Source organism: Lentimicrobium sp. S6, from assembly GCF_013166635.1.
GTDB lineage: Bacteria > Bacteroidota > Bacteroidia > Bacteroidales > UBA12170 > UBA12170.
In genome coordinates this window covers 26,579-46,467 of record NZ_JABKBZ010000006.1, presented here as the reverse complement: position 1 = coordinate 46,467, position 19,889 = coordinate 26,579, and the positions used below count along the sequence as shown (strand labels likewise).

Sequence of the window (19,889 nt, the reverse complement as noted above, 5' to 3'; positions counted from 1 at the left end):
AAATTAGACATTTATATTATTCATGTATATTTGGAAACTCGAAAACACCTCAATGAAAGATTGGATTTTAAAATATAAAGTACCCCGCTGGACTGTATTTATTATTGATACGCTTATTATCGTTTTTTCTATTTTAACAGCCTATATGTTAAGGTTTAATTTCCGTATACCCGGAAGTGAAATAGCATATTTTAATATGGCTTTTGTCATTATTTTTACAGTTCGTGTATTCAGCTTTTTTGTGGCGAAAATGCATGCCGGAGTTATACAGTATACCAGTACTCGAGATGCCAGTCGGATTTTTATTATTTTGAGCAGCGGAAGTATTCTATTTGCAATCGCAAATATGATAAGTGTTCGTAGTTCTTTACAAATTCATTTAATCCCTTATAGTATTATTATATTGGAGTTTATTACTTCTCTTTTGTTCTTGGTAAGTTATCGTGTTTTTGTGAAGATAGCTTATATCGAGTTGTCAAAACCTCACTCTGGGTTTACAAAGGTAATGATATTTGGAGCTGGTGAGGCAGGTGTGATTACCAGCCGTGCGCTAGAGGCAGAGATTAATTCCAAAGTAAAAATCATCGGTTTTTTCGATGATGATAAATCTAAAGCTAAAAAAAGGTTGGGTGGAACTAAAGTCTATTCTGGCGATGATATTCGAAAGATACTTGAGGAAAAAAATATAGAGCAACTGATATTAGCAGTGCAAAGCCTACCTAATAACAGGAAACAGGAATTGATAGATATTTGTATGGAATTGAATGTGGTAGTTTTAAACGTTCCACCCGTGCAAACCTGGATTAACGGTGAATTGAGCTTGAAGCAAATTCGTAGTGTTAGAATAGAAGATTTATTGGGAAGGGATGAGATAAAACTTTCAGAAGCTAAGGTTAAAGGGGATTTACGCGATAAAGTGGTTCTGATAAGTGGAGCTGCAGGAAGTATAGGAAGTGAATTGGTAAGACAAGTGAGTCGGTTCAAGCCCAAAAAGCTCCTTTTGGTAGACCAAGCGGAGAGTCCTTTATTTCAACTAGAAATAGAGCAAAGTGCAACATTCCCAAACGTAGAAGCCCGTTATATATTAGCTGATGTAGCAAATACGGATAGAATGAAAGCTGTATTTGCTCGATTTAAACCCCATTATGTTTTTCATGCTGCGGCTTATAAACATGTCCCCATGATGGAAAAAAATCCTATGGAAGCCATTAGAGTGAATGTGCTCGGAACAAGGAATATGGCCAATCTTTCTGTGGAGCATAAAGTGAGCAAGTTTGTGATGATATCCACTGATAAAGCTGTAAACCCAACCAATGTAATGGGAGCCAGCAAGCGATTTGCTGAAGTTTATGTACGTTCCTTAGCATCAAGTTCTAAAACTCAGTTTATCACCACTCGCTTTGGAAACGTTTTGGGATCTAATGGTTCTGTTATTCCTTTGTTTGAAAAGCAAATAGCAAATGGGGGGCCTGTTACTGTAACTCATAAAGACATTACTCGCTTCTTTATGACTATTCCAGAAGCCTGTAGATTAGTTTTAGAAGCAGGCAGTATGGGGAAAGGAGGGGAGATATTTGTCTTTGATATGGGGAAATCAGTAAGAATTGTTGACTTAGCTAAAAAGATGATACGCCTTTCTGGTCTTGAGCTTAATAAAGATATTGCTATTGAATTTACTGGTTTACGACCCGGTGAAAAACTTTATGAAGAATTGTTGGCTGAAGAAGAAAATACAAAACCAACTCATCATGAAAAAATATTGATCGCCAATGTGCAGGAGTCTCAAATAGAGGAGATTAATAACACGGTCATGGCTTTTCAAGAAGCTTTAGCTCAACAAGATGTATTTGAGTTGGTTAAGCTCCTCAAAAAGATGATTCCAGAATATAAGAGTGAGAATTCCGAGTTTTCAGTTCTCGACTAAATCAATCCAATTGGTTATAAGACAATTGCTCAGGACAATGTTTCATAGCCATTTTATATAGTTTATGATTAAGCACCTCTTTTTTAAAAGGCTTACTCACCAAATCATTCATGCCTTGGTCAACCACTTTCTTTTTTGTTTCGGGAAAAGCATCAGCAGTTAGCGCAATGATTGGAATTCTGATATTGTTGATTCCGGCATTACCTTGCCTTATTCTTTTGGTGGTTTCATAACCATCCATTACTGGCATTTGTAAATCCATCAAAACTATATCAAAGGATTCTTTGGCCATTTTACCGATTCCAATCAAACCATTATCAGCCAATTGAAATTTACAACCCCATTTCAGTAGAATTTGAGATATTACTTTTTGATTGATCAGGTTATCTTCAAAAACCAGAATGTTTAAACCTGCTAAACATTTTTCTGAATAGTTGATGGCATCAAATTCTTTTGTGGCTGACTTGCTGATGGTGAAATCCAAATCGAAGAAAAATTTAGATCCTTTTTCTAATTCACTCGTTAACTGTATTTGGCCTCCCATAAGCTGGATGAGCTGTTTAGTGATGGAAAGTCCCAAACCTGTGCCTCCGAATTGTCTGGTGATATTAACGTCGGCTTGTGTAAAGCTCTCGAAAATTTCTTTTTGGCGATCCTCCGAAATTCCAATTCCAGAGTCCTCAACAGAAAAGTGAATACTGACTTGGTCTCCCACTTTTCTGTTTAATTTCACTTTAATATCCACATGACCTTTGTCGGTGAATTTTATGGAATTGCTGCAAAGGTTCAGGATGATTTGATTTAGGCGAAATGGGTCACCCAATAAAAACTCAGGAATATCACTATCAATAATTAAATTAAAGTCTAAATGCTTCTGTTGGGCTTTGAAAATCATGGTCTTTTCAATATGCTCCAATTGATAGATAAAGTTAAAGCTCGTTTTCTCAATTTTTACTTTTCCAGCTTCAATTTTAGAAAAGTCTAAAATGTCATTGATTACAACCAATAAATTATCGGCAGAATGTTTTATGGTTTTTAAATTATCTTTCACTAACTCAGTTAGAGGCTCTTGCAAAACGATGTCGGTTAAGCCAATAATCGCATTCATTGGAGTTCTGATCTCATGACTCATATTAGAGAGGAACTCTGCTTTAATTTCCAAAGCTTTTTCGGCTACTTCTTTGGCATTGGCAGATTCTTCTTCTACTTTCTTGAGATTAGAGATATTAATAGTTGTTCCAATAATTTCTTTTACATGTCCATTTTTATGTCTACTGAAAATAGAATCTTTATTGAAAAACCAAACCCAGTCTCCTTTGGAATTCTTCAATCTGAACTCCAGTTCGGAATTTTGATAATCGGGATTTTCAGCAATTTCCTGCATATATTTAAAAGCAGCTTGAGCATCTTCTTTATTCATTTGCTCAATAATAGATTGATAGCCTGAAACCTCATCCTCAGAAATTTCAAAACCCAAGTCATTTAAAATATTTCTATTGGCATAGGTGAATTCTCTTTGTTCCATATTAAAAATATAGATGATGTTAGGAGAGGACTGGGTAATGCCTTGGAGAAATAGTTTGTGCTTTTGTAGTGATTTCTCTACTTGTGATTTTTCATTTTGGATTTCATTATATTGCAATATTGAATTAATTTTTTTCCTCAATTGCTCAGCTCTCACCTCTGACTTTGGGAAATAGTCAAAAGCGCCTTCCTTCATTATCTCCACAGCTAGTTTTTCATCTCCGTGGGAGGTGATTACGCTTACAGGAATAGATATGTCTAATTCATTTATTTGTCTTAGTAATTGTAAGCCATCAACACCTGGTAATAGGTAATCAATGAAGATACAATCATAGTTTGTTTTATGCTCAGTAAGGTGAATTAGGGCTTCTTTGGCATAAGTAAAGGAGGTGATGGAATGTGAAATTTCAGCTTTTTTAAGTGCTCTCTTAAAAGCCATAATATCAATCTCATCATCGTCTACCAATAATATTCTTATTTGTTCGGCGTCTTTCATTTGGTTTAATTTGGTGGGAATTCGCAAAGCTTCCAATAACTCTTTAAAGTGGAGACAGCGTGGATAAACTGATTCATTGAAAGAGGTTTAAGTATATAGCCTGCAACATTTAGGTTAAAGGCTTTTAGTTTATCACTTTCCTCATTACTGGTAGTCATAATAAAAACGGAGATGGTTTTAAGCTTCTCGTCTTTTCGCATTTCCTCTAGAAACTCTAATCCTCCCATACGTGGCATATTTAAATCTAGTAGGATAATGCGAGGAAAATGGATTTTTTGTTCGTGGGTTCCCCTGAGTTTTTCTAATGCTTCCACTCCATCGTGGGCTATGTATAGTGGATTCTCAATATTGTTTTTTTTGAATGCTCTTTTCACATTCATGATGTCCACTTCATCATCTTCTATAAGTAGGATGTTAATAATTGTATCTGTCATGCGTTAAAATATTTCGTTTTTTATAATAATGGGCCAGCTAAATTTGAAAGTACTTCCTTTCCCAATTTCACTGTTTACAGTAATTTCTCCACCTTTGTCTTCAACTATCTTCTTTACTATGGCTAAGCCTACACCGGTGCTTTCAATTTTATCACGGGCTTGGAGTGTTTGGAAAATAACAAATATTTTCTCCAAATACTCTTCAGCTATTCCGGGGCCATTATCTGTTACACTAAAATAGTAAAATGGAGGATTGATTTCAAATCTAATTTTTACTTTAATCGATTCGCTGATGTTGTATTTGATGGCATTGCTAATGAAGTTTTGTAGGACTTGATATAAAGTGACCCGCTCAGTATGAATGGTTGGCATATTCTGAGGAATGTCAAATTCAATATGTTTCTTGGTTTGGTTGGCTTCTTTTAATTCATGGAAAAACCGATTGAGTTCTACATGTGAAATTTTTGCTTTGATCCTACCCACCCGGCTGTATTCTAGTATTCCATTAATAAGGCCTTCCATTCTTGTAACACGCGAGCGTAATAAGTTCATGTTGTTCTTCGTATCTTCATCCATGGCCTCTTCCATGTCTTCTTCAATCCATTCCGAAAGATTATTAATGGCACGTAAAGGTGCTTTTAGATCGTGTGAAACCACATAGGCAAATTGGTCTAATTCTTTGTTGATTTTCTCCAGGTTTTTAGCATAAGCCATGGTTTCTTGTTCAGCATCTTTAATCTTTGAAATATCAATTTTAAAGGTGATATATTTTGTGGGTTTACCAGCTGAATTTAAAAATGGAACAATGGTGGTATCTGTCCAAAAGTATTTACCGTCTTTTGTAATATCTCTAATTTCACCTTTCCAAACATTCCCGTTAATAACGGTTTTAGCCATTTCGTCATAAAATACAGAGCCATGATAATTGCTATTGAACTTCTGATTTCTTTGGCCAAATAATTCACTCTTATCATATCCTATAGCTTCAATAAAGTTATCATTTGCAAAGGTGATGACTCCGTGAAAATCGGTAATAAAAACCATAGATGTTTTGCTAATAGCATTTTTGAAATCGCTTAATTCTTTAAAGGATTCTTTAGCACTAATTTCTAAGGTTCGTTCTAATTGCTGATAATCTGAATCAAAATTTTTATAGGCGGTATTTACTGCTTCAATAAAATCATCGAGCAGACCTGATTCATTCAGATCTGCTGACAATGTTTTTTTGATTTGTCTTTTTAATAAACGGTGCATTGAGTAATTTGAGTTTTATGGGTTCTATTCAGCAAAAGTGGTAATGGTCATGGTTTGGTTGTGAAGCTCACATTTTGCACCTTCGAGGAAAGGGGCCATTTCTCCATAGGAATAAAAACCTGTGAGGATGGCGTTTTCGCCAACTACTTCTTGAACAGCTTCTACTTCTTCTTCTACCATTTGCTTAAGAACAAGTTTTCGCCCAACACAACTAATTAATATAGCCAATTGTGCTGTTTTATCAGTCAATGGATTTACGCTCACCTCAGCAGCATTTTCTGCACCATTGATGAGTCTGTCAATATTGGCTTTCATTAGTTTAATAAAGGATCCTTCAGGAATATCACCAGCAAAAGTCAGACTTTGTTTTTCTTCATCAACGGCAAGTATGGTTCTTACAACAGGCTCAGCCCCAGCCTCAGTTCGCATGCTGAGTGGAAAGAGTAGGCCAGAAGCAGGTAAGTCTTTCGCTTTTTCACCTAAGAAAGATTTGTATAACTCTAAAGCTGGAAGATTGTCAATTTCGTATAAAATATTTCCATCCGATTTGGTCACTGAACGTTCGATTCCAAAGCTATCCCAGCCCCCGAGGCTTCCATAACCTATTTGAATGTCTTTCCCATAAAATCCGATGGCAGTAATCAGACCGCTTTTAACTTCACCGGAATTTGAAACCACTACAGTTTTTTCAAATAAAGCACCATCTCCAGCCAAGCCTCCTGTGGTATTTATGCCTTCTGGTAATCCGGCTCTTACTCCATTTACTAATTCTGTCCCGTTTACTTGCAAACCTTCAGATAATACAAATACATGCTTCAAGTCTTCGGCTACTAGTCCTTGAACTAAATGGGTGCCAGCCTCAGCAGAACTCTTGAAGTCGCCAATATTTACCTCGCTATATTTTAGTTTTGTTTTATCAAATTTAATTGCAGTTGCAGTCAGACTATTGTCATTTACATTGACTCCATTAATTTCACCACTAGTGCTACAACCAGTGATGATAGCTTTTGGATAAGCTTTTTTGAGCATATTCACCAATGGAGTATCAGCAAACATGGACCTACTGGCAAAGATTAAAATCAGATCAGGGTAGAAATTAAATTTTTGAATATTGCATTTGGCTTCTTGTCGTGGGAAGTAAATAAATTGTTGAGTCTTCATTTTATGTCATTTTATATCATATCATCTATCTAGATTGTATGACTGTGGTTATAGGTGAATAACTTGTTTAATAATTGTGGATCTAATATAAGGTTTTCTGTTTTAGTAAGCAAGGAGTATAAATGCATTTAACACTTAAGGCAGTATTCTGAACATAAAAAAAGCCGACTTCATAGTGAATTCGGCTTTCAAAATATATTATTTCTGGTTTTATCCAACCACTTCTTTTACCAATCGAGCAGCATCTTCTAAAGCAATAGCTGAAGATACTTTTAATCCTGATTTGTCGATGAGTGCTTTACCTTCGGTAGCATTAGTTCCTTGTAATCTTACAATGATAGGAACTTTAATATCACCAATATTGGCATAAGCATCAACAATACCTTGGGCTACTCTGTCGCAACGAACAATTCCACCAAAGATATTAACCAAAATAGCTTCTACATTGGGGTCTTTTAAAATGATACGGAATGCTTCTTCAACACGTTTTGCATTTGCGGTTCCTCCAACATCAAGGAAATTGGCAGGGTCACCACCGCTCATTTTAATCATATCCATAGTAGCCATTGCTAGTCCAGCTCCATTTACCATACAACCTACGTTACCATCTAGTTTCACATAGTTAAGGTCGAATCGGCGCGCTTCTACTTCAATAGGATCCTCCTCTGTTTCATCGCGTAGTTCTTTAAAATCTTTATGACGGAATAATGCATTATCATCTAGAGTTACCTTAGCATCAACAGCAAGAATTAAATTATCTGAAGTCTTTAAAACAGGATTGATTTCAAACATGCTAGAATCAGTTCCTTCGTAAGCAGCATATAATGCATATACAAATTTCACCATTTCTTTAACGGCACCACCAGTGAGGCCTAAATTAAAAGCAATTTTTCTAGCTTGAAAAGCTTGAAGACCAACTTTAGGATCAATTTCTTCTTTAAAAATAAGATGAGGAGTCTTTTCAGCAACACCTTCAATGTCAACACCACCTTCTGGGCTGTACATGATGATATTTCTTCCAGTATCTCTATTGAGTAATACGCCCATATAATACTCTTGAGTTTCAGATTCTCCAGGATAATAAACATCTTGGCCCACTAAAACTTTTAAAACTTTTTTGCCCTTTGGACCAGTTTGGTGTGTGACCAACTGCATTCCTAGTATTTGATCTGCAATTTGTTTAACCTCATCTAGGTTTTTAGCAAGTTTCACTCCACCGCCTTTACCACGGCCACCTGCATGAATTTGAGCTTTAATCACCCACCAGCTAGTTCCTGTTTGCTTTTGTAATTCTTTGGCGGCTTCTACTGCTTTGTCGGGAGTAGCAGCTACAATACCTTCTTGTATTCTAACGCCAAAACTTTTCAGAATTTTTTTTCCTTGATACTCGTGTATATTCATTTGTTAGGTTTTTTTGATACTTGTATAGAAATACGACTCCAAAATTAAAAATATATTCGCAGAAAAGATAGTTTCTTAAAAAATATTATGTTTAGAGAGTTTAAATCTAAATAATGATAAAAATGTGTTAATATATAAGTGTTTATTGAGATTCTATATACTTTTGTGTGAATAAAATAACAATAATGGTCGCAGAAATATTTGTAGAAAACATAAAGTGTAATGGTTGTAAAAATACCATTATAAAAGAGGTGAAGAAGCAAGAAAAGGTGAGCCAAGTTGAAGTGGAAATTGAAACTGGCAAAATCACTCTTGAGTTTGAAGGGAAAGATACTGTAGCGCGAATTAAGTCGAAGTTAAAGAGAAAAGGTTATCCTGAAAAAGGAAAAAATAATATAAAAAGCACTGTTGTTTCTTACGCAAGCTGTGCCATTGGAAGAATAAATGGTCCTACCAAATATCAGGTTAAGAATTTTGATGTGGCAGAGGATTAGAACATATATTATTTAATCCGCTTTTCTGATTCATAGTTCTATTAGATTTTTAGAATCTTAAAGATTTCTGAATGACCCTCTTTATTATTAAGCTGAATCATATAAACTCCATTTTCTTGAGGAAGTTCAAGCTTTACTAATTCTTGATTAGTAAGCTGAATGTTTGAAATAAATTGACCATTGGAATGGTAAATATCGATTTGCTCCCAATTTTGATTATTCTCAATAAAGACATAGCCTTGGCTTGGATTAGGGTAGAACTTGGGGAGGTTTTCCAACTTATTTATAGTAGTTTCAAGACTGATAATTTCTTTTGTTCCCATTAAAACTGGACTTTTATCTGAAGCTTCATACATTCCTTCAAATAGGTCAATATCTTCACTGCTTTCATTAAACATATCTTCCAGCCATTTGGAGCCTACCGTTTGATAATAAACTTTTGCCGTGACCTTTAATTGGCCTTGATATTGCTGGGTTGGAATATGGTATTTAATCAAATCTCCACCTTGTTCTGAAGGGTTGAATGTTTCATCTGAAGCTGCAAGACCAGCAATAATAGTCGTATCGTAGCTGGGGTGACTGGTGCTAAAGCCCATTGGAGGAAGTCGATTGTCCTTTAATGGATATGCGGCATGAAGCAAGGTTGTAGTTACCTCATCTTCTACATTGGCCATTACGGTTTGATAGATTTGTACTTGGTTTTCATTATTGATCATGGAATAATGAGGTTCATATTCCTCATCTTCGTTTATTATTTGGAAGTTCTCGTCTAAGCCACCACTCAAGAAAATAGTTTCATAGGCTTCATTTTGTACCTCCAATTGCACAAATACTTGTCGACTCGGATAACCACTTGGGACTTTATGACCAGCATAATTGAGGATTCTTAAAGATAAGTATAGGCTATCTTGGTCACGCTCCTCTATATTTAATTCTAATTGTAGGCTGAGTTCTTGAAGTTGATGGAGGGTACGAGAAATACTAGCATCAAAATCTTCTGCTCCTGCTGTGAGTTCTAGCTCATCAATATTATCGCGCAAAAGGCGAAGCATAAAAACATTTCCACCAACTAATTCATGCTTTCCAAAAGGTGTTTGCCCAGTTAGCCATGGAGGCATAGTGCTGATCACAATGGACTCATCAATCTCTGGTAAATGACAGTCTTGGCAACTGACACCATTGGTAAAGGACTCCGAATTTTTCCATTCTTGATAAACCGATTGTTCTACAAATTCACCTCCTGTAAGCTGACCATTTAAATCTACGGTAGGAGTGAGGAGGGTGTGGCAATTAGCACAGAGCTCCGAATCTTTAATATGAGTGCTATAAGTAGGGGTATAGCCAGTCGTATTAATCATGGGATTTGGGAAGATATCAGAATATGGGCCGTATATTTCATGTGCGCTATTAAATTGAATGTTTCCACTGAAATTGCCATGAGACTCTTCCATTATTTGATGACAGGTTGTACAAGATACACCATCTTTTGCTAATGGATCCATATTCAACTCTGCTATACTATAATGTGTTTGCCCATTATGTTGAGCTTCAAAGTTTCCTTGTGGAGCGTGGCATCTGGTACAAGTGGTCTCAATCTCTTCTTGTAAACCTGGGTTGATGATGGTTTCAAAGCTTACCTTGGCTTTCCAAAATGGATCTTTGGAAGCATTCCCCATCATCGTTGATTTCCATGCGTCTAATATCCCAATATTATTTCCATCGGAATCTATCATAGAATTATGGCATTGCAAGCATTCGCCAGAACCTGCAAATAGGGTGTTATAGCCTGTGGGCAGGGGAAGCTCTTCAGTTTGACTTGGGGATTTTGTTTTTGAGGAATCTTCTGCTTGGGCAATAGTTAAGCCTAAAAATAAGGAAATAAATAGGAGAGTTCCGAATAGGAATTGATGACTTTTCATGGGTGTTTATTTGGTTTTTCTGGGTAAAGATAGTGAAAAATAATTTATTGAACGGTGTTCAATAAATTGAGAGGTTTGGGTGACGTGTCGGGCTTTCAGCCCTTAGGCTTGCCTTGGCTTTGCCAAGGTCTTGCCCCCTCACCTGCGCTTTGCTTGTTGAGGGTTTTGACGTGTCGGGCCTTTGGCCCATGTATAGATCAAAGAAACCGGAATTGACTTTGTCGATTCCGGTTTCTTATTTCTTTTTCTTGATTAGAATGGCAAATCACCAAACTCTTCTTCTGCTGGTGCATCACCGGCTGGAGGTGGCGGAGGAGTTGATGAAGAACTAGCTTGTGGCGCTGGAGCTCCTGCTGAAGCTCCTTCAATTTTCCAAGCATCTAGGTTTACGAAATAACTCGTTTGACCATTTTTCTCCCATTTATTACCTCTAATATTGAAAGCAACATTGATATCGTTGCCCAATTCGTAGCTGTCTAATAAATTACACTTGTCTTGTGTCAATTGGAATTTGATAGTATCAACAAATTCAAATCCATTAGGGCTGGATTCTTTTTTCTCGATCACAAATTCTCTTTTCTTAAATCTATCGCTAATCACTTGCGTGTCGTTTTTAACGATTAATGTTCCTTGTATTTCAAAATTCATCTCTAATTGTTTTTGTCCATTTTCCGAGGCAAGTGGGATGTGTAAGTGCTTCATTGAGGATAGATAAAAAGTCTTCTCGGGCAACGTTTTGTGCTCCTAAACTGATTAAATGTGCTGTTTCAACTTGTCCGTCAATAAAATGAAAGCCCCATTTGCTTAATTCTTGGCAAAGATAGTAAAGAGCTACTTTAGATGCATCTCTTTTTTTAAAAAACATACTTTCACCACAAAAATATTTTCCTAAAGAAACTCCATAAAGTCCTCCCACCAACTCGTCATGCTCATAAACTTCTACACTATGCGCAAGTCCACGCTCATGCAATTTCATATAAGCCTCTTTCATCTCGTTAGTGAGCCAAGTTCCTCCTTGGTCTCCTCTAGGTACTTTTGAGCAGGCTTCTATCACTTCAGTAAAACGATGGTCGAATTTAACCACGAATTGTTTCTTTTTTATCACTCTTTTTAGTGATTTTGATAGCTTGAATTCTTGCGGTAATAATATCAATCTTGGATCTGGCGACCACCATAAAATAGGATCTTCTTCATTAAACCATGGAAAAATTCCTAATCCATAGGCTGTTAGTAGCCATTTGACGCTTAAGTTTCCTCCCGTTGCTAGAATTCCGTCTTCATTGGCTAAATTTGGATCTGGAAAACCTGGTTCCGCATTTTCTTCTAAATAATAAATCGCCATTATTGATCCATATATTCTTGAAATAATACTTGAAGAAATGCTTTTCCTTCATTGCTTATACTATCTTTTGCAGTTGGAGGAGTCGTATTATAGTGTAGTCTATCGAATCTTTTCTCATAGGAAATTGATCCAATAGGTCGTTTCCAAGCAAAGCCTTCTTCATAGGAAGTGTAGGCAAATTCTGGAGCATAGTGATTTAATAGGTTTTTACTCCAAGGATATGCTGTGGCATCCATATTTAATTGTCCCAATAGCGTTGCTGGAATATCTGTTTGGATACCCAAATGTGAAACCGTTTTTCCGCGCCAAGCACTGTCAATCACATTTCCATAAAACAGCAATGGGATTTTTTGATATTCAGGATTGCTCATGGCTAAATTCTTATAACTATTATGGGAGTGATCGGCCACAAAAATGAAAAGAGTATTCTCAAACCAAGCTTCATTTTTTGCTTCATCAATAAATTTACCCATGCTATAATCGGTGTAGTATGCAGAATTTAAATATTGCTGCTCATTCTTTCCCCAGCTAATTTTTTCCTCCATAGGTTGGTCGTAGGGAGAATGAGTGCTCATGGTAAATAAGGAAGCAAAGAAAGGTTGTTGATCTTTACTTAAATCTTCTTTCATTTCATGCAAAGTATATTCATCATGAATTCCTAAACTGCCTTGAGGTAATTCTTTATTAAAGTCGTATACTTCTTTAATTCTATCAAACCCATTGAAAATAATAAAGCTCTTTATATTTCCATAAATCAATTGTCCACCAAAATAAAAAGAGGAGGCATAACCCTTGGCTTTAAAGTCTTTTACCATACTGGGAAGCTTCTGGTATTTGTCAGGCTGAACAGTGATGGATGAGATGGGGTGAGCAGGAAATCCACTAAAGATACTTGCCATTCCTTGTTCGGAGCGTGGTCCTGTGGAATAAATATTATCAAAATATACCCCATCTTTCATTAATTCATGAAAGCGAGGGGTAACTACTTTTTCATCTTCTGGTGTGAATATTAAATCAGCCGACCAACTTTCCATAATGATCAATACAATATTTGGTGTTTTCTGATTCACTATTTGGGTGGTGCTGTCTTGGCTAGTTTTGTATATGTTGGCGACGATTTGTTTTGCTTTAACATCCTCCATTTCTTTAAAAGGGTTCTCGTTTAAACTCTTTTGGTTCTCATGAAAACTAATATAAAGGTTGAAAACAGAATTGGTCGCCGCTGTATTTAAAATGGCATGTTTGCTATAAAAGCTCTGGCTTTGATTAATAGGGATTTCTTGTAATCCACCTCTTGCTCCAAGTACTAATAGGGGAGGCATAATGATAAAAAATAGGAGGCTAAGAACAGGTGGGGTATGTATTCTAATTAGCTTAGAGTGAAAGAATCTATTATAGAACCAAATTCCAAAAAGACTAAGTAATATGGTGAGTAGTGAAAAACCGATGATTTGATTGGTTTGCGCCGTATTCATCACCTCTGAAGGGTTCTGAAGGTATAGAAGTGCTTTATAGTTTATTTTGGTTTTCCATTCTGCATATATGCCTAATTCACTACTAATTAAAGAAGAGTAGGCTATGATAAGTATGCTTTGGTATATCTGATTGATTCTACTTATAATAGGGGCGCTATAAAATATGGTGACTAAATGCAAGACAAAAGGAAACATCATAAAATAGCAAGTGGTGGCTAAGTCAAGCTGAAAACCATTGGAGAAACTCATCAGGATTTCACTAAAAGTATCAGCGGCCGTTAAAGCTTCGCTTCCATAATAGATCAGAAAAACCGCTCTGCCTAGAGCAAAGAACAAGAGCCAGAATAGTGCTTGCTTAAAAAACGATGTATAAAGTCTTAGCATAGGATTAAATTCAAAGGAAGCACAAAAATAAGAATCTTTTTGTGATGCTTACTGATTTTGTAGGAATTGGATGAGTTTGGCAACAGCACGTCCTCGATGACTGATTTTGTTTTTATCATCAAGACTCATTTCAGCAAAAGTGAATTCATTCCCTTCTGGTGCAAAAATCGGATCATAGCCAAAGCCATCTGTTCCACTTGAAGTTTCTGTAATACTGCCATCCACTCGTCCTTCGAAAAAGAATTCTTGGCCATCTATAATTAAGGAGATAACTGTTCTGAAATTGGCATTTCGATTTTCTTTTCCTTTGAGCTCCTCTAAAAGTTTGTTTACATTGTCTTGGAAACTGCAATCAAGGCCTGCATAACGAGCTGAATAAACTCCAGGAGCACCACCGAGGGTGTCAACCTCTAGTCCAGTATCATCAGCAAAGCAGTCGAAACCAAAACGGTTAAATATGGTTCTTGATTTGGTTTGTGCGTTTTCTTGCAGGGTTTCGAAGGGCTCTGGGATGTCTTCGTTAAATCCGATGTCTTTTAAACTTAATATCTTGTATTGCCCTTTAAGGTAGTGTCTAACTTCTTCTAATTTGTGGGCATTATTGGTGGCAAAAACTATTCTTTTTAAACTCATACAGCTTGTTGGTCATACATGTTAAATGCTTTTTTCTTAGTTCTAAATTTACTAATGAATTTACCGATATAACCAATAAATCCAAAAATGTAAATGAAGGCCACAAAGCTAAAAATATTTAAAAAGTACCAAACGTCACCATTTGAAGAAAAGGAAAAATTTCCATTAGAAAAAAAAACAGGGTTGATAACGAATATAGTAATCAGTAGAAATGCCATAAACAGCAGGAAAATAATCAGCTTATTATAGAAGCTAGAAGATCTTAAAGAAAAACTTGGTTTCTTATTTAAGTTATTCCATGTTTCTAATTCCCACTTTTGTTTATAAATAGCAATTTTTTTAAATTTAAAATCGCGGCTTTCTAGGATTCTCGCGGCAAGGTAGCGCTCCTCCTTGGGTCGATGAATAGGGTATCCACAATATATGTGGAATAACTCCTTATCCGACATGGTGGATAATTCATCTTTGCATTTGTATAAACGAACCATTTTGACTTTTGTTTTTGATATTATTCTAACGAATGTTAAAGCGATTTTATTGTGTAGAATTGTTACAATAAATTCAAGAAACAATAACGCTACTATAAACCTATAGACCTAAGTTTCATAGAAACAGTTGTCTATGCTTTGTAAAATATTTTAGAAAGTTTTGAATGTTTATTTGAAAACTCCCAGTTAGAAGATGATTATTTACTTTTTTAAGTTCGTTTTTATATTTATAATTCAATTCTAAGTGCTTCTTGAATCATGAGGTCAAATATTTCACGAGTACTTGAGCCGAATTCTCTAATCTGTTGTGGAATAAGGCTTTCGGCAGATAGACCAGGTACGGTATTCACTTCTAGAAAATATAATCCATTTAAACTATTGATATAATCAAAACGCACTACACCTCTCAAGTGTAGAACCTGATATAGTTTAGTGGAAACCTCCTCAATTTGTTGTTTCAAACTGATGGGAATTTGTGCTGGTGTGATTTCTTGATTTAATTCAGGATTGTATTTGGCCTCAAAATCGAAGAATTCTTTTTTACTGATGATTTCAGTTATCGGAAAGGTGATGATTTCATCATTTAGTTTTATGGTTCCTATGGTTAACTCTCTGCCTTCAATAAACTCTTCCACCAATACTTCTGTATCTTCGGCAAAAGCTTTTTTAAGTGCAGGAAGAATTTCATCTTCAGTTTTAACCTTACTCATTCCTACACTCGATCCTCCTTGATTAGGTTTAACAAAACAGGGGAGGGTAATATTGGTTAATATATCCTTTGTCGTATAGGTTTGTTCTTTGAAAAGGTGCATAGAGTTGGCCACATTAAAACCTGCATTTTTCACCACTTGATTACAGAATGCTTTATTAAAGGTGAGTGCGGAGCTGATAGAGCCAGTTGAAGTAAATGGGATTTTCAGCATTTCAAGAAATGCTAATATTTTACCATCCTCACCAGGTGTGCCATGAATCGCATTAAAAACCACATCAAAACTAATTTTTTTATCATTTATAGTCAATGAGAAATCGTTTTTGTCAATATTGATTTTACCTAGTGATTCATGACGATAAATCCAATCGCTACCTTTAATCTCGATTAAATAAACCTCATATTTCTCTGAAGGAATATTTTGAGCCACTATGGATGCGCTTTTAATTGAAATCTCATATTCTCCAGAATCACCACCTGCTATTAAGGCCACTTTTTTCATAGTATTTTTTTTATCAAATTTCAATAATTTATCATTCTTTATACCTTCATATTCTATAACTTTTTCACAAATTTTTGGTGAAAATCATAATGGAATTTTAAAATTTAGTAAATTGGTACCCAAATACTAATAAAGCTAAATGAAAAAGATTATTATTCAAAAAAGAAAATGGCTAATCCTTGTTAGTTCTTTTCTAATTTCCATTTTTATTATTCCTGTTTCAAATGCTGTGAATACTGATAGTTTGGAGTTGATAGTGGAAGATTTAAGTGGAGAGCAAAAGATTAAAATACTTTCCGATTTGTGTTATTATCTCAGTTATTCTGATGTGGAGAAATCGGAGAAATATGGTTTGCAATGTTTAGATTTGGCTCTAAATCATGGGGATTCTGTACTTATTGCTAATGCTTATAATGATTTAAGTATCCTTTATACCTTAAAATCGGATTATAAAAAAGGCTTAGAATATAATATTGAAGCCTATAAAATCAGGAAAAACCTTAACAATCCTGCACAGTTATTATCGAGTTTAAGTAAGCTTGGAGTTTGTTATTCTGAGTTAGGAGAATTTGAGGATGCTACCAAATATCTTCTAGAAGCCATAGAGATTGTAGAATCTAATCATTGGGAAGAAAGATATTTTCAGGTTTATGATAATTTAGGTGGTGTTTTTAAGGAAATGAATCAATATGAGACGGCATTGATTTATCATCAGAAAGCCTATGATTATGCTCTAAAATCGAATAATACTCGAGCACGATATACCATCTTGGTGAATGTGGCGGGCGCGCATCGGAATTTGGGTAATACTAAGAAATCGATTGATTTACACAAGGAAGCAGAGCAAGGAATTAAAGAGGCTAAAGATTTTCGTGCTTTAGCTTTGGTCTATTCTAATCTTGCCTCTTTATATTCTATGGAACATGAATTTGATAAGGTATTATTCTATTCTAGGAAATCTATAGATATATACGAGGAGCTTCAAAACATAGATGGTTTGTCCTTAGCCCATAATAATATTGCTCTATTCTATTTGGAGAATCAATTGTTGAATGCTGAAAATGCAAATGATGTAGAGAATGAATTAGAATTAGCCCAGAAATATGCCTTGGAGTGTAAATCAATGCCAAGACAATTACAAAATTATGATGCCTACTTTCAGTTTTATCTGGTTTTGGGAAATTATGAGGATGCTATGAATTATAAGCTTAGAGCCGATTCTGTTTCTGATCAATTATTTACACTGGAGAATAACAAAATGGTTGAAGAGCTGAAGACCCAGTACGAAAGTGAGAAAAAAGAGAAAGAACTTATTCAACAAGAATCTAAAATCCGACAGAAGAACTATCAATTAATTATCAGTCTTGGAGTTTTGCTTTTTATCATTATTGGAGCTATTGAGAACTATCGAAAGTTCAGATATAAAAGAAAGAAATTACAAGAAGAAATTCAATTGAAAGAAGAATTAGCAGAGGTTAAAATAAAGAGTCAGGTGCAAGAGGAACGTTTAAGAATCAGCCGAGATTTGCATGACAATATTGGTTCCCAATTAACTTTTATCATTTCTTCTCTCGATATGGCTCAATATGTGGCACAAAAAGAGGATGTAATTGTATTGGGAAAAAAGCTCAATGAAATTAAAGAGTTCTCCGCATCTACCATCGCAGAATTTAGAGATACCATTTGGGCTTTAAATAAAGAGAATATTACACTGAAAGATTTAGAATTAAAACTCACTTCCTTTATATCTAAAGCAAAAAGTTTAGTTCCTAATATTTCATTTCAGTTGGATTTTCTGGCTAAGCAAGAGTTAGTATTGGATAGCGAGAAAGGAATTAAGGTGTTTCGTATTATGCAGGAAAGTGTGAATAATGCCATAAAACATTCTGAAGCAGATAAAATTATTTTATCATTTATTGATATAGAGGAGGCCATTATGATCAAAATAGAAGATGATGGAAAAGGAATGGACATTGATGATTTAGAGCGTAAGAATGGATTAGCTCACATGGAAGTAAGAGCGGAAAAAGCAGGAGGGAATTTGAGGATTAGCAGTGAGCTCAATAAGGGTACACAAGTTTGTTTGACTCTTCCAGTTCAGTAAATGTTTATTAGTCAAACGCCGTATTGTTCCTTCAAATAAGATACTATAATTTTGTCGAGATGACTCAGAAACTAAAAATAGCCATAGCAGAAGACAACAGCTTTTTGTTGCAAAGTATTATAGATAAACTATCTTTTTTGGATAATGTTCAGATAAAACATTGTTCCGAAAATGGAGAATTATTACTTAAAAAACTAGAGGAATATTCCCAAATCGATGTGGTATTGATGGATATTCAAATGCCTAAGATGGATGGAATAGAAGCCACCTCTATTTTAAAGTCAAAGTATCCTCAGATAAAAGTGGTGATGTTGACTATTTTTGATGATGATGAAAATATTTTTAAAGCCATTCAAGCTGGAGCCGATGGCTATTTGCTCAAAGAAACGGGCCCCGCTGAGTTGGATAAAAGTTTAAAAGAAACTATAAATGGAGGAGCACCCATGACTCCCATTATTGCCAGTAAAGCCTTGCAACTGCTTCGCTTTACTCCAGAATCTTTCCTGAAAAAAGAAGAAAACCCACTCAGTAATCGAGAAACTCAAGTGCTTGAACAACTCTCTAAAGGACTCAATTATCAAGAAATAGCAGAGAATTTAATTATTTCACCCTCCACCGTACGCAAGCATATTGAGAATATCTACAAAAAACTTCAAGTCAGAAATAAAATGGAAGCCGTAAATAAAGCAGATAAAAATGCTTGGTTAAAATAAGCTCATTTGCTCACTCGTGGAACTTTAAACATTGAACTTTAATCTTTTTTACGACATATGTCGTATTGTTTCAATCTCCAATCTCCTATAGTTTTGTCTCAGAAAAAAATTAGAAATATTCATCAAAACCTAATATTATGAAACGAGTTCAATTTTTATTTGTAGCCATTTTATCTATCGTATTATTCTCATTCTCCAGTTGTAATAAAAGCGAGGATGATGTTACACCCGATAACCCATTATTGTCAACAGGATCCATCAGTTTAAAAGTGGATGGAGCCAGTTGGAATGCTTCATTGGCAGTGCAAGGAATCAATACAAACGGTGTGATTAATGTAACTGGCAGCGATTCAGATGCCAAGCAAGCTAGTCTGATTTTATATGGTGTATCAGCGCCCGGAACTTATACTATTGGATCAGGAAGTACTCATCAATTACGCTGGACAGAAGGTTTGGGACAAACAGAAACCTATTCTGCTAATGGAGTTATTGGTTCTGGTACTATTACAGTTACAGAATTAAGTTCCACCAAGATTAAAGGAAGCTTTTCTTTTACAGGAATGAACACTGCTCAAGCTACAAAAAGCATCACTGATGGAAGTTTTGAAGCCACTTTTTAAAACGCATTTCCCCACTAACCTGAGTTCGACAGTAAATATCACCACAGTTTCAGATAATTAGTTCATATACGACTCAGATTTCTAAAGAGCTATCGGGATAACTCAAGGAAATTTGAGGAAGAAGATGAGCTAATTATAGAAATCCACCTGTGGAAAAGCCAATAACACATCATCTTTCATCTAAAAACCATTTGATATAGCCCGCTATAACTTCATGATTTTTAGACTTAAATCTAATGCGTTATTGGCTTTCTGTGGTAGCTATTTAATAATCGAACTCAGGTTACTATTTATTAATGTATCTTACATCAA

At 35.4% G+C, this 19,889-nt stretch carries 17 protein-coding genes; 5 read left to right on the top strand and 12 right to left on the bottom strand.

Annotated features, from left to right (window positions below):
* Positions 1–52: 52 nt before the first annotated feature.
* Positions 53–1,924 (top strand): nucleoside-diphosphate sugar epimerase/dehydratase, encoded by a 1,872-nt coding sequence (locus HNS40_RS03920; RefSeq protein WP_172277887.1) that lies wholly within the window; start codon positions 53–55, stop codon positions 1,922–1,924.
* Position 1,925: 1 nt separating this feature from the next.
* Here the strand turns inward: HNS40_RS03920 and HNS40_RS03915 are convergent, their stop codons facing one another.
* The 5 genes from HNS40_RS03915 to sucC all read right to left on the bottom strand — a co-directional run bounded on the left by HNS40_RS03915 (position 1,926) and on the right by sucC (position 8,194).
* Complete coding sequence (locus HNS40_RS03915; protein WP_172277885.1) at positions 1,926–3,944, bottom strand: response regulator; 2,019 nt, start codon at positions 3,942–3,944, stop codon at positions 1,926–1,928.
* A gap of 5 nt (positions 3,945–3,949) precedes the next feature.
* On the bottom strand, positions 3,950–4,378 hold the full coding sequence (locus tag HNS40_RS03910) for a response regulator (protein WP_172277881.1): 429 nt from the start codon (positions 4,376–4,378) through the stop codon (positions 3,950–3,952).
* Positions 4,379–4,381: 3 nt separating this feature from the next.
* Entirely contained in the window at positions 4,382–5,596 is a 1,215-nt protein-coding gene (locus HNS40_RS03905) for an ATP-binding protein (RefSeq protein WP_172277879.1), read from the bottom strand.
* Positions 5,597–5,656: 60 nt separating this feature from the next.
* Entirely contained in the window at positions 5,657–6,793 is a 1,137-nt protein-coding gene (locus tag HNS40_RS03900) for an FIST signal transduction protein (RefSeq protein ID WP_172277877.1), read from the bottom strand.
* Between the two features lie 210 nt (positions 6,794–7,003).
* Complete coding sequence (sucC, locus tag HNS40_RS03895; RefSeq protein ID WP_172277875.1) at positions 7,004–8,194, bottom strand: ADP-forming succinate--CoA ligase subunit beta; 1,191 nt, start codon at positions 8,192–8,194, stop codon at positions 7,004–7,006.
* Positions 8,195–8,379: 185 nt separating this feature from the next.
* On the opposite strand from sucC, the gene HNS40_RS03890 reads away from it, so the two are divergent.
* The gene (locus HNS40_RS03890) at positions 8,380–8,688 is read left to right on the top strand and encodes a heavy-metal-associated domain-containing protein (RefSeq protein ID WP_172277872.1); all 309 of its coding nucleotides are present in this window, start codon (positions 8,380–8,382) and stop codon (positions 8,686–8,688) included.
* A gap of 41 nt (positions 8,689–8,729) precedes the next feature.
* Here the strand turns inward: HNS40_RS03890 and HNS40_RS03885 are convergent, their stop codons facing one another.
* From HNS40_RS03885 to HNS40_RS03855, 7 genes are all read right to left on the bottom strand, one after another.
* On the bottom strand, positions 8,730–10,607 hold the full coding sequence (locus tag HNS40_RS03885; protein WP_172277870.1) for a T9SS type A sorting domain-containing protein: 1,878 nt from the start codon (positions 10,605–10,607) through the stop codon (positions 8,730–8,732).
* 252 nt (positions 10,608–10,859) lie between these two features.
* Positions 10,860–11,255, bottom strand: coding sequence for a DUF3127 domain-containing protein (locus tag HNS40_RS03880; RefSeq protein ID WP_172277868.1), 396 nt, complete (start codon positions 11,253–11,255; stop codon positions 10,860–10,862).
* Entirely contained in the window at positions 11,245–11,949 is a 705-nt protein-coding gene (gene aat, locus HNS40_RS03875; protein ID WP_172277866.1) for a leucyl/phenylalanyl-tRNA--protein transferase, read from the bottom strand. Before aat ends, HNS40_RS03880 begins: the two co-directional genes overlap by 11 nt.
* Positions 11,949–13,808 (bottom strand): LTA synthase family protein, encoded by a 1,860-nt coding sequence (locus tag HNS40_RS03870; protein WP_172277863.1) that lies wholly within the window; start codon positions 13,806–13,808, stop codon positions 11,949–11,951. The genes aat and HNS40_RS03870 overlap by 1 nt, the downstream gene beginning before the upstream one ends.
* Before the next feature lie 48 nt (positions 13,809–13,856).
* Complete coding sequence (locus HNS40_RS03865) at positions 13,857–14,441, bottom strand: non-canonical purine NTP diphosphatase (protein ID WP_172277861.1); 585 nt, start codon at positions 14,439–14,441, stop codon at positions 13,857–13,859.
* Positions 14,438–14,929, bottom strand: a complete 492-nt coding sequence (locus HNS40_RS03860; protein ID WP_172277858.1) for a hypothetical protein — start codon at positions 14,927–14,929, stop codon at positions 14,438–14,440. The genes HNS40_RS03865 and HNS40_RS03860 overlap by 4 nt, the downstream gene beginning before the upstream one ends.
* A gap of 227 nt (positions 14,930–15,156) precedes the next feature.
* Entirely contained in the window at positions 15,157–16,140 is a 984-nt protein-coding gene (locus HNS40_RS03855) for a D-alanine--D-alanine ligase (protein WP_172277856.1), read from the bottom strand.
* Between the two features lie 139 nt (positions 16,141–16,279).
* Between HNS40_RS03855 and HNS40_RS03850 the strand changes: the two genes are divergently transcribed.
* The 3 genes from HNS40_RS03850 (at position 16,280) to HNS40_RS03840 (ending at position 19,577) form a co-directional block, all read left to right on the top strand.
* Complete coding sequence (locus HNS40_RS03850; protein ID WP_172277854.1) at positions 16,280–18,244, top strand: sensor histidine kinase; 1,965 nt, start codon at positions 16,280–16,282, stop codon at positions 18,242–18,244.
* A 59-nt stretch (positions 18,245–18,303) separates the two neighbouring features.
* The gene (locus HNS40_RS03845; protein WP_172277852.1) at positions 18,304–18,957 is read left to right on the top strand and encodes a response regulator transcription factor; all 654 of its coding nucleotides are present in this window, start codon (positions 18,304–18,306) and stop codon (positions 18,955–18,957) included.
* A gap of 137 nt (positions 18,958–19,094) precedes the next feature.
* Positions 19,095–19,577: a DUF6252 family protein gene (locus tag HNS40_RS03840; protein WP_172277850.1), complete on the top strand. Its 483-nt coding sequence runs from the start codon at positions 19,095–19,097 to the stop codon at positions 19,575–19,577.
* The last annotated feature ends 312 nt before the right edge of the window (positions 19,578–19,889 follow it).

Excerpts from the sequence above, each read along its gene's own strand:
- HNS40_RS03885 (WP_172277870.1), bottom strand. The coding sequence starts at position 10,607 with ATGAAAAGTCATCAATTCCTATTCGGAACTCTCCTATTTATTTCCTTA.
- HNS40_RS03850 (WP_172277854.1), top strand. The coding sequence starts at position 16,280 with ATGAAAAAGATTATTATTCAAAAAAGAAAATGGCTAATCCTTGTTAGT.
- HNS40_RS03845 (WP_172277852.1), top strand. The coding sequence starts at position 18,304 with ATGACTCAGAAACTAAAAATAGCCATAGCAGAAGACAACAGCTTTTTG.
- HNS40_RS03890 (WP_172277872.1), top strand. The coding sequence starts at position 8,380 with ATGGTCGCAGAAATATTTGTAGAAAACATAAAGTGTAATGGTTGTAAA.
- HNS40_RS03870 (WP_172277863.1), bottom strand. The coding sequence starts at position 13,808 with ATGCTAAGACTTTATACATCGTTTTTTAAGCAAGCACTATTCTGGCTC.
- HNS40_RS03865 (WP_172277861.1), bottom strand. The coding sequence starts at position 14,441 with ATGAGTTTAAAAAGAATAGTTTTTGCCACCAATAATGCCCACAAATTA.
- HNS40_RS03860 (WP_172277858.1), bottom strand. The coding sequence starts at position 14,929 with ATGGTTCGTTTATACAAATGCAAAGATGAATTATCCACCATGTCGGAT.
- HNS40_RS03840 (WP_172277850.1), top strand. The coding sequence starts at position 19,095 with ATGAAACGAGTTCAATTTTTATTTGTAGCCATTTTATCTATCGTATTA.
- HNS40_RS03915 (WP_172277885.1), bottom strand. The coding sequence starts at position 3,944 with ATGAAAGACGCCGAACAAATAAGAATATTATTGGTAGACGATGATGAG.
- HNS40_RS03900 (WP_172277877.1), bottom strand. The coding sequence starts at position 6,793 with ATGAAGACTCAACAATTTATTTACTTCCCACGACAAGAAGCCAAATGC.
- sucC (WP_172277875.1), bottom strand. The coding sequence starts at position 8,194 with ATGAATATACACGAGTATCAAGGAAAAAAAATTCTGAAAAGTTTTGGC.
- HNS40_RS03910 (WP_172277881.1), bottom strand. The coding sequence starts at position 4,378 with ATGACAGATACAATTATTAACATCCTACTTATAGAAGATGATGAAGTG.
- HNS40_RS03880 (WP_172277868.1), bottom strand. The coding sequence starts at position 11,255 with ATGAATTTTGAAATACAAGGAACATTAATCGTTAAAAACGACACGCAA.
- HNS40_RS03855 (WP_172277856.1), bottom strand. The coding sequence starts at position 16,140 with ATGAAAAAAGTGGCCTTAATAGCAGGTGGTGATTCTGGAGAATATGAG.
- HNS40_RS03920 (WP_172277887.1), top strand. The coding sequence starts at position 53 with ATGAAAGATTGGATTTTAAAATATAAAGTACCCCGCTGGACTGTATTT.
- aat (WP_172277866.1), bottom strand. The coding sequence starts at position 11,949 with ATGGCGATTTATTATTTAGAAGAAAATGCGGAACCAGGTTTTCCAGAT.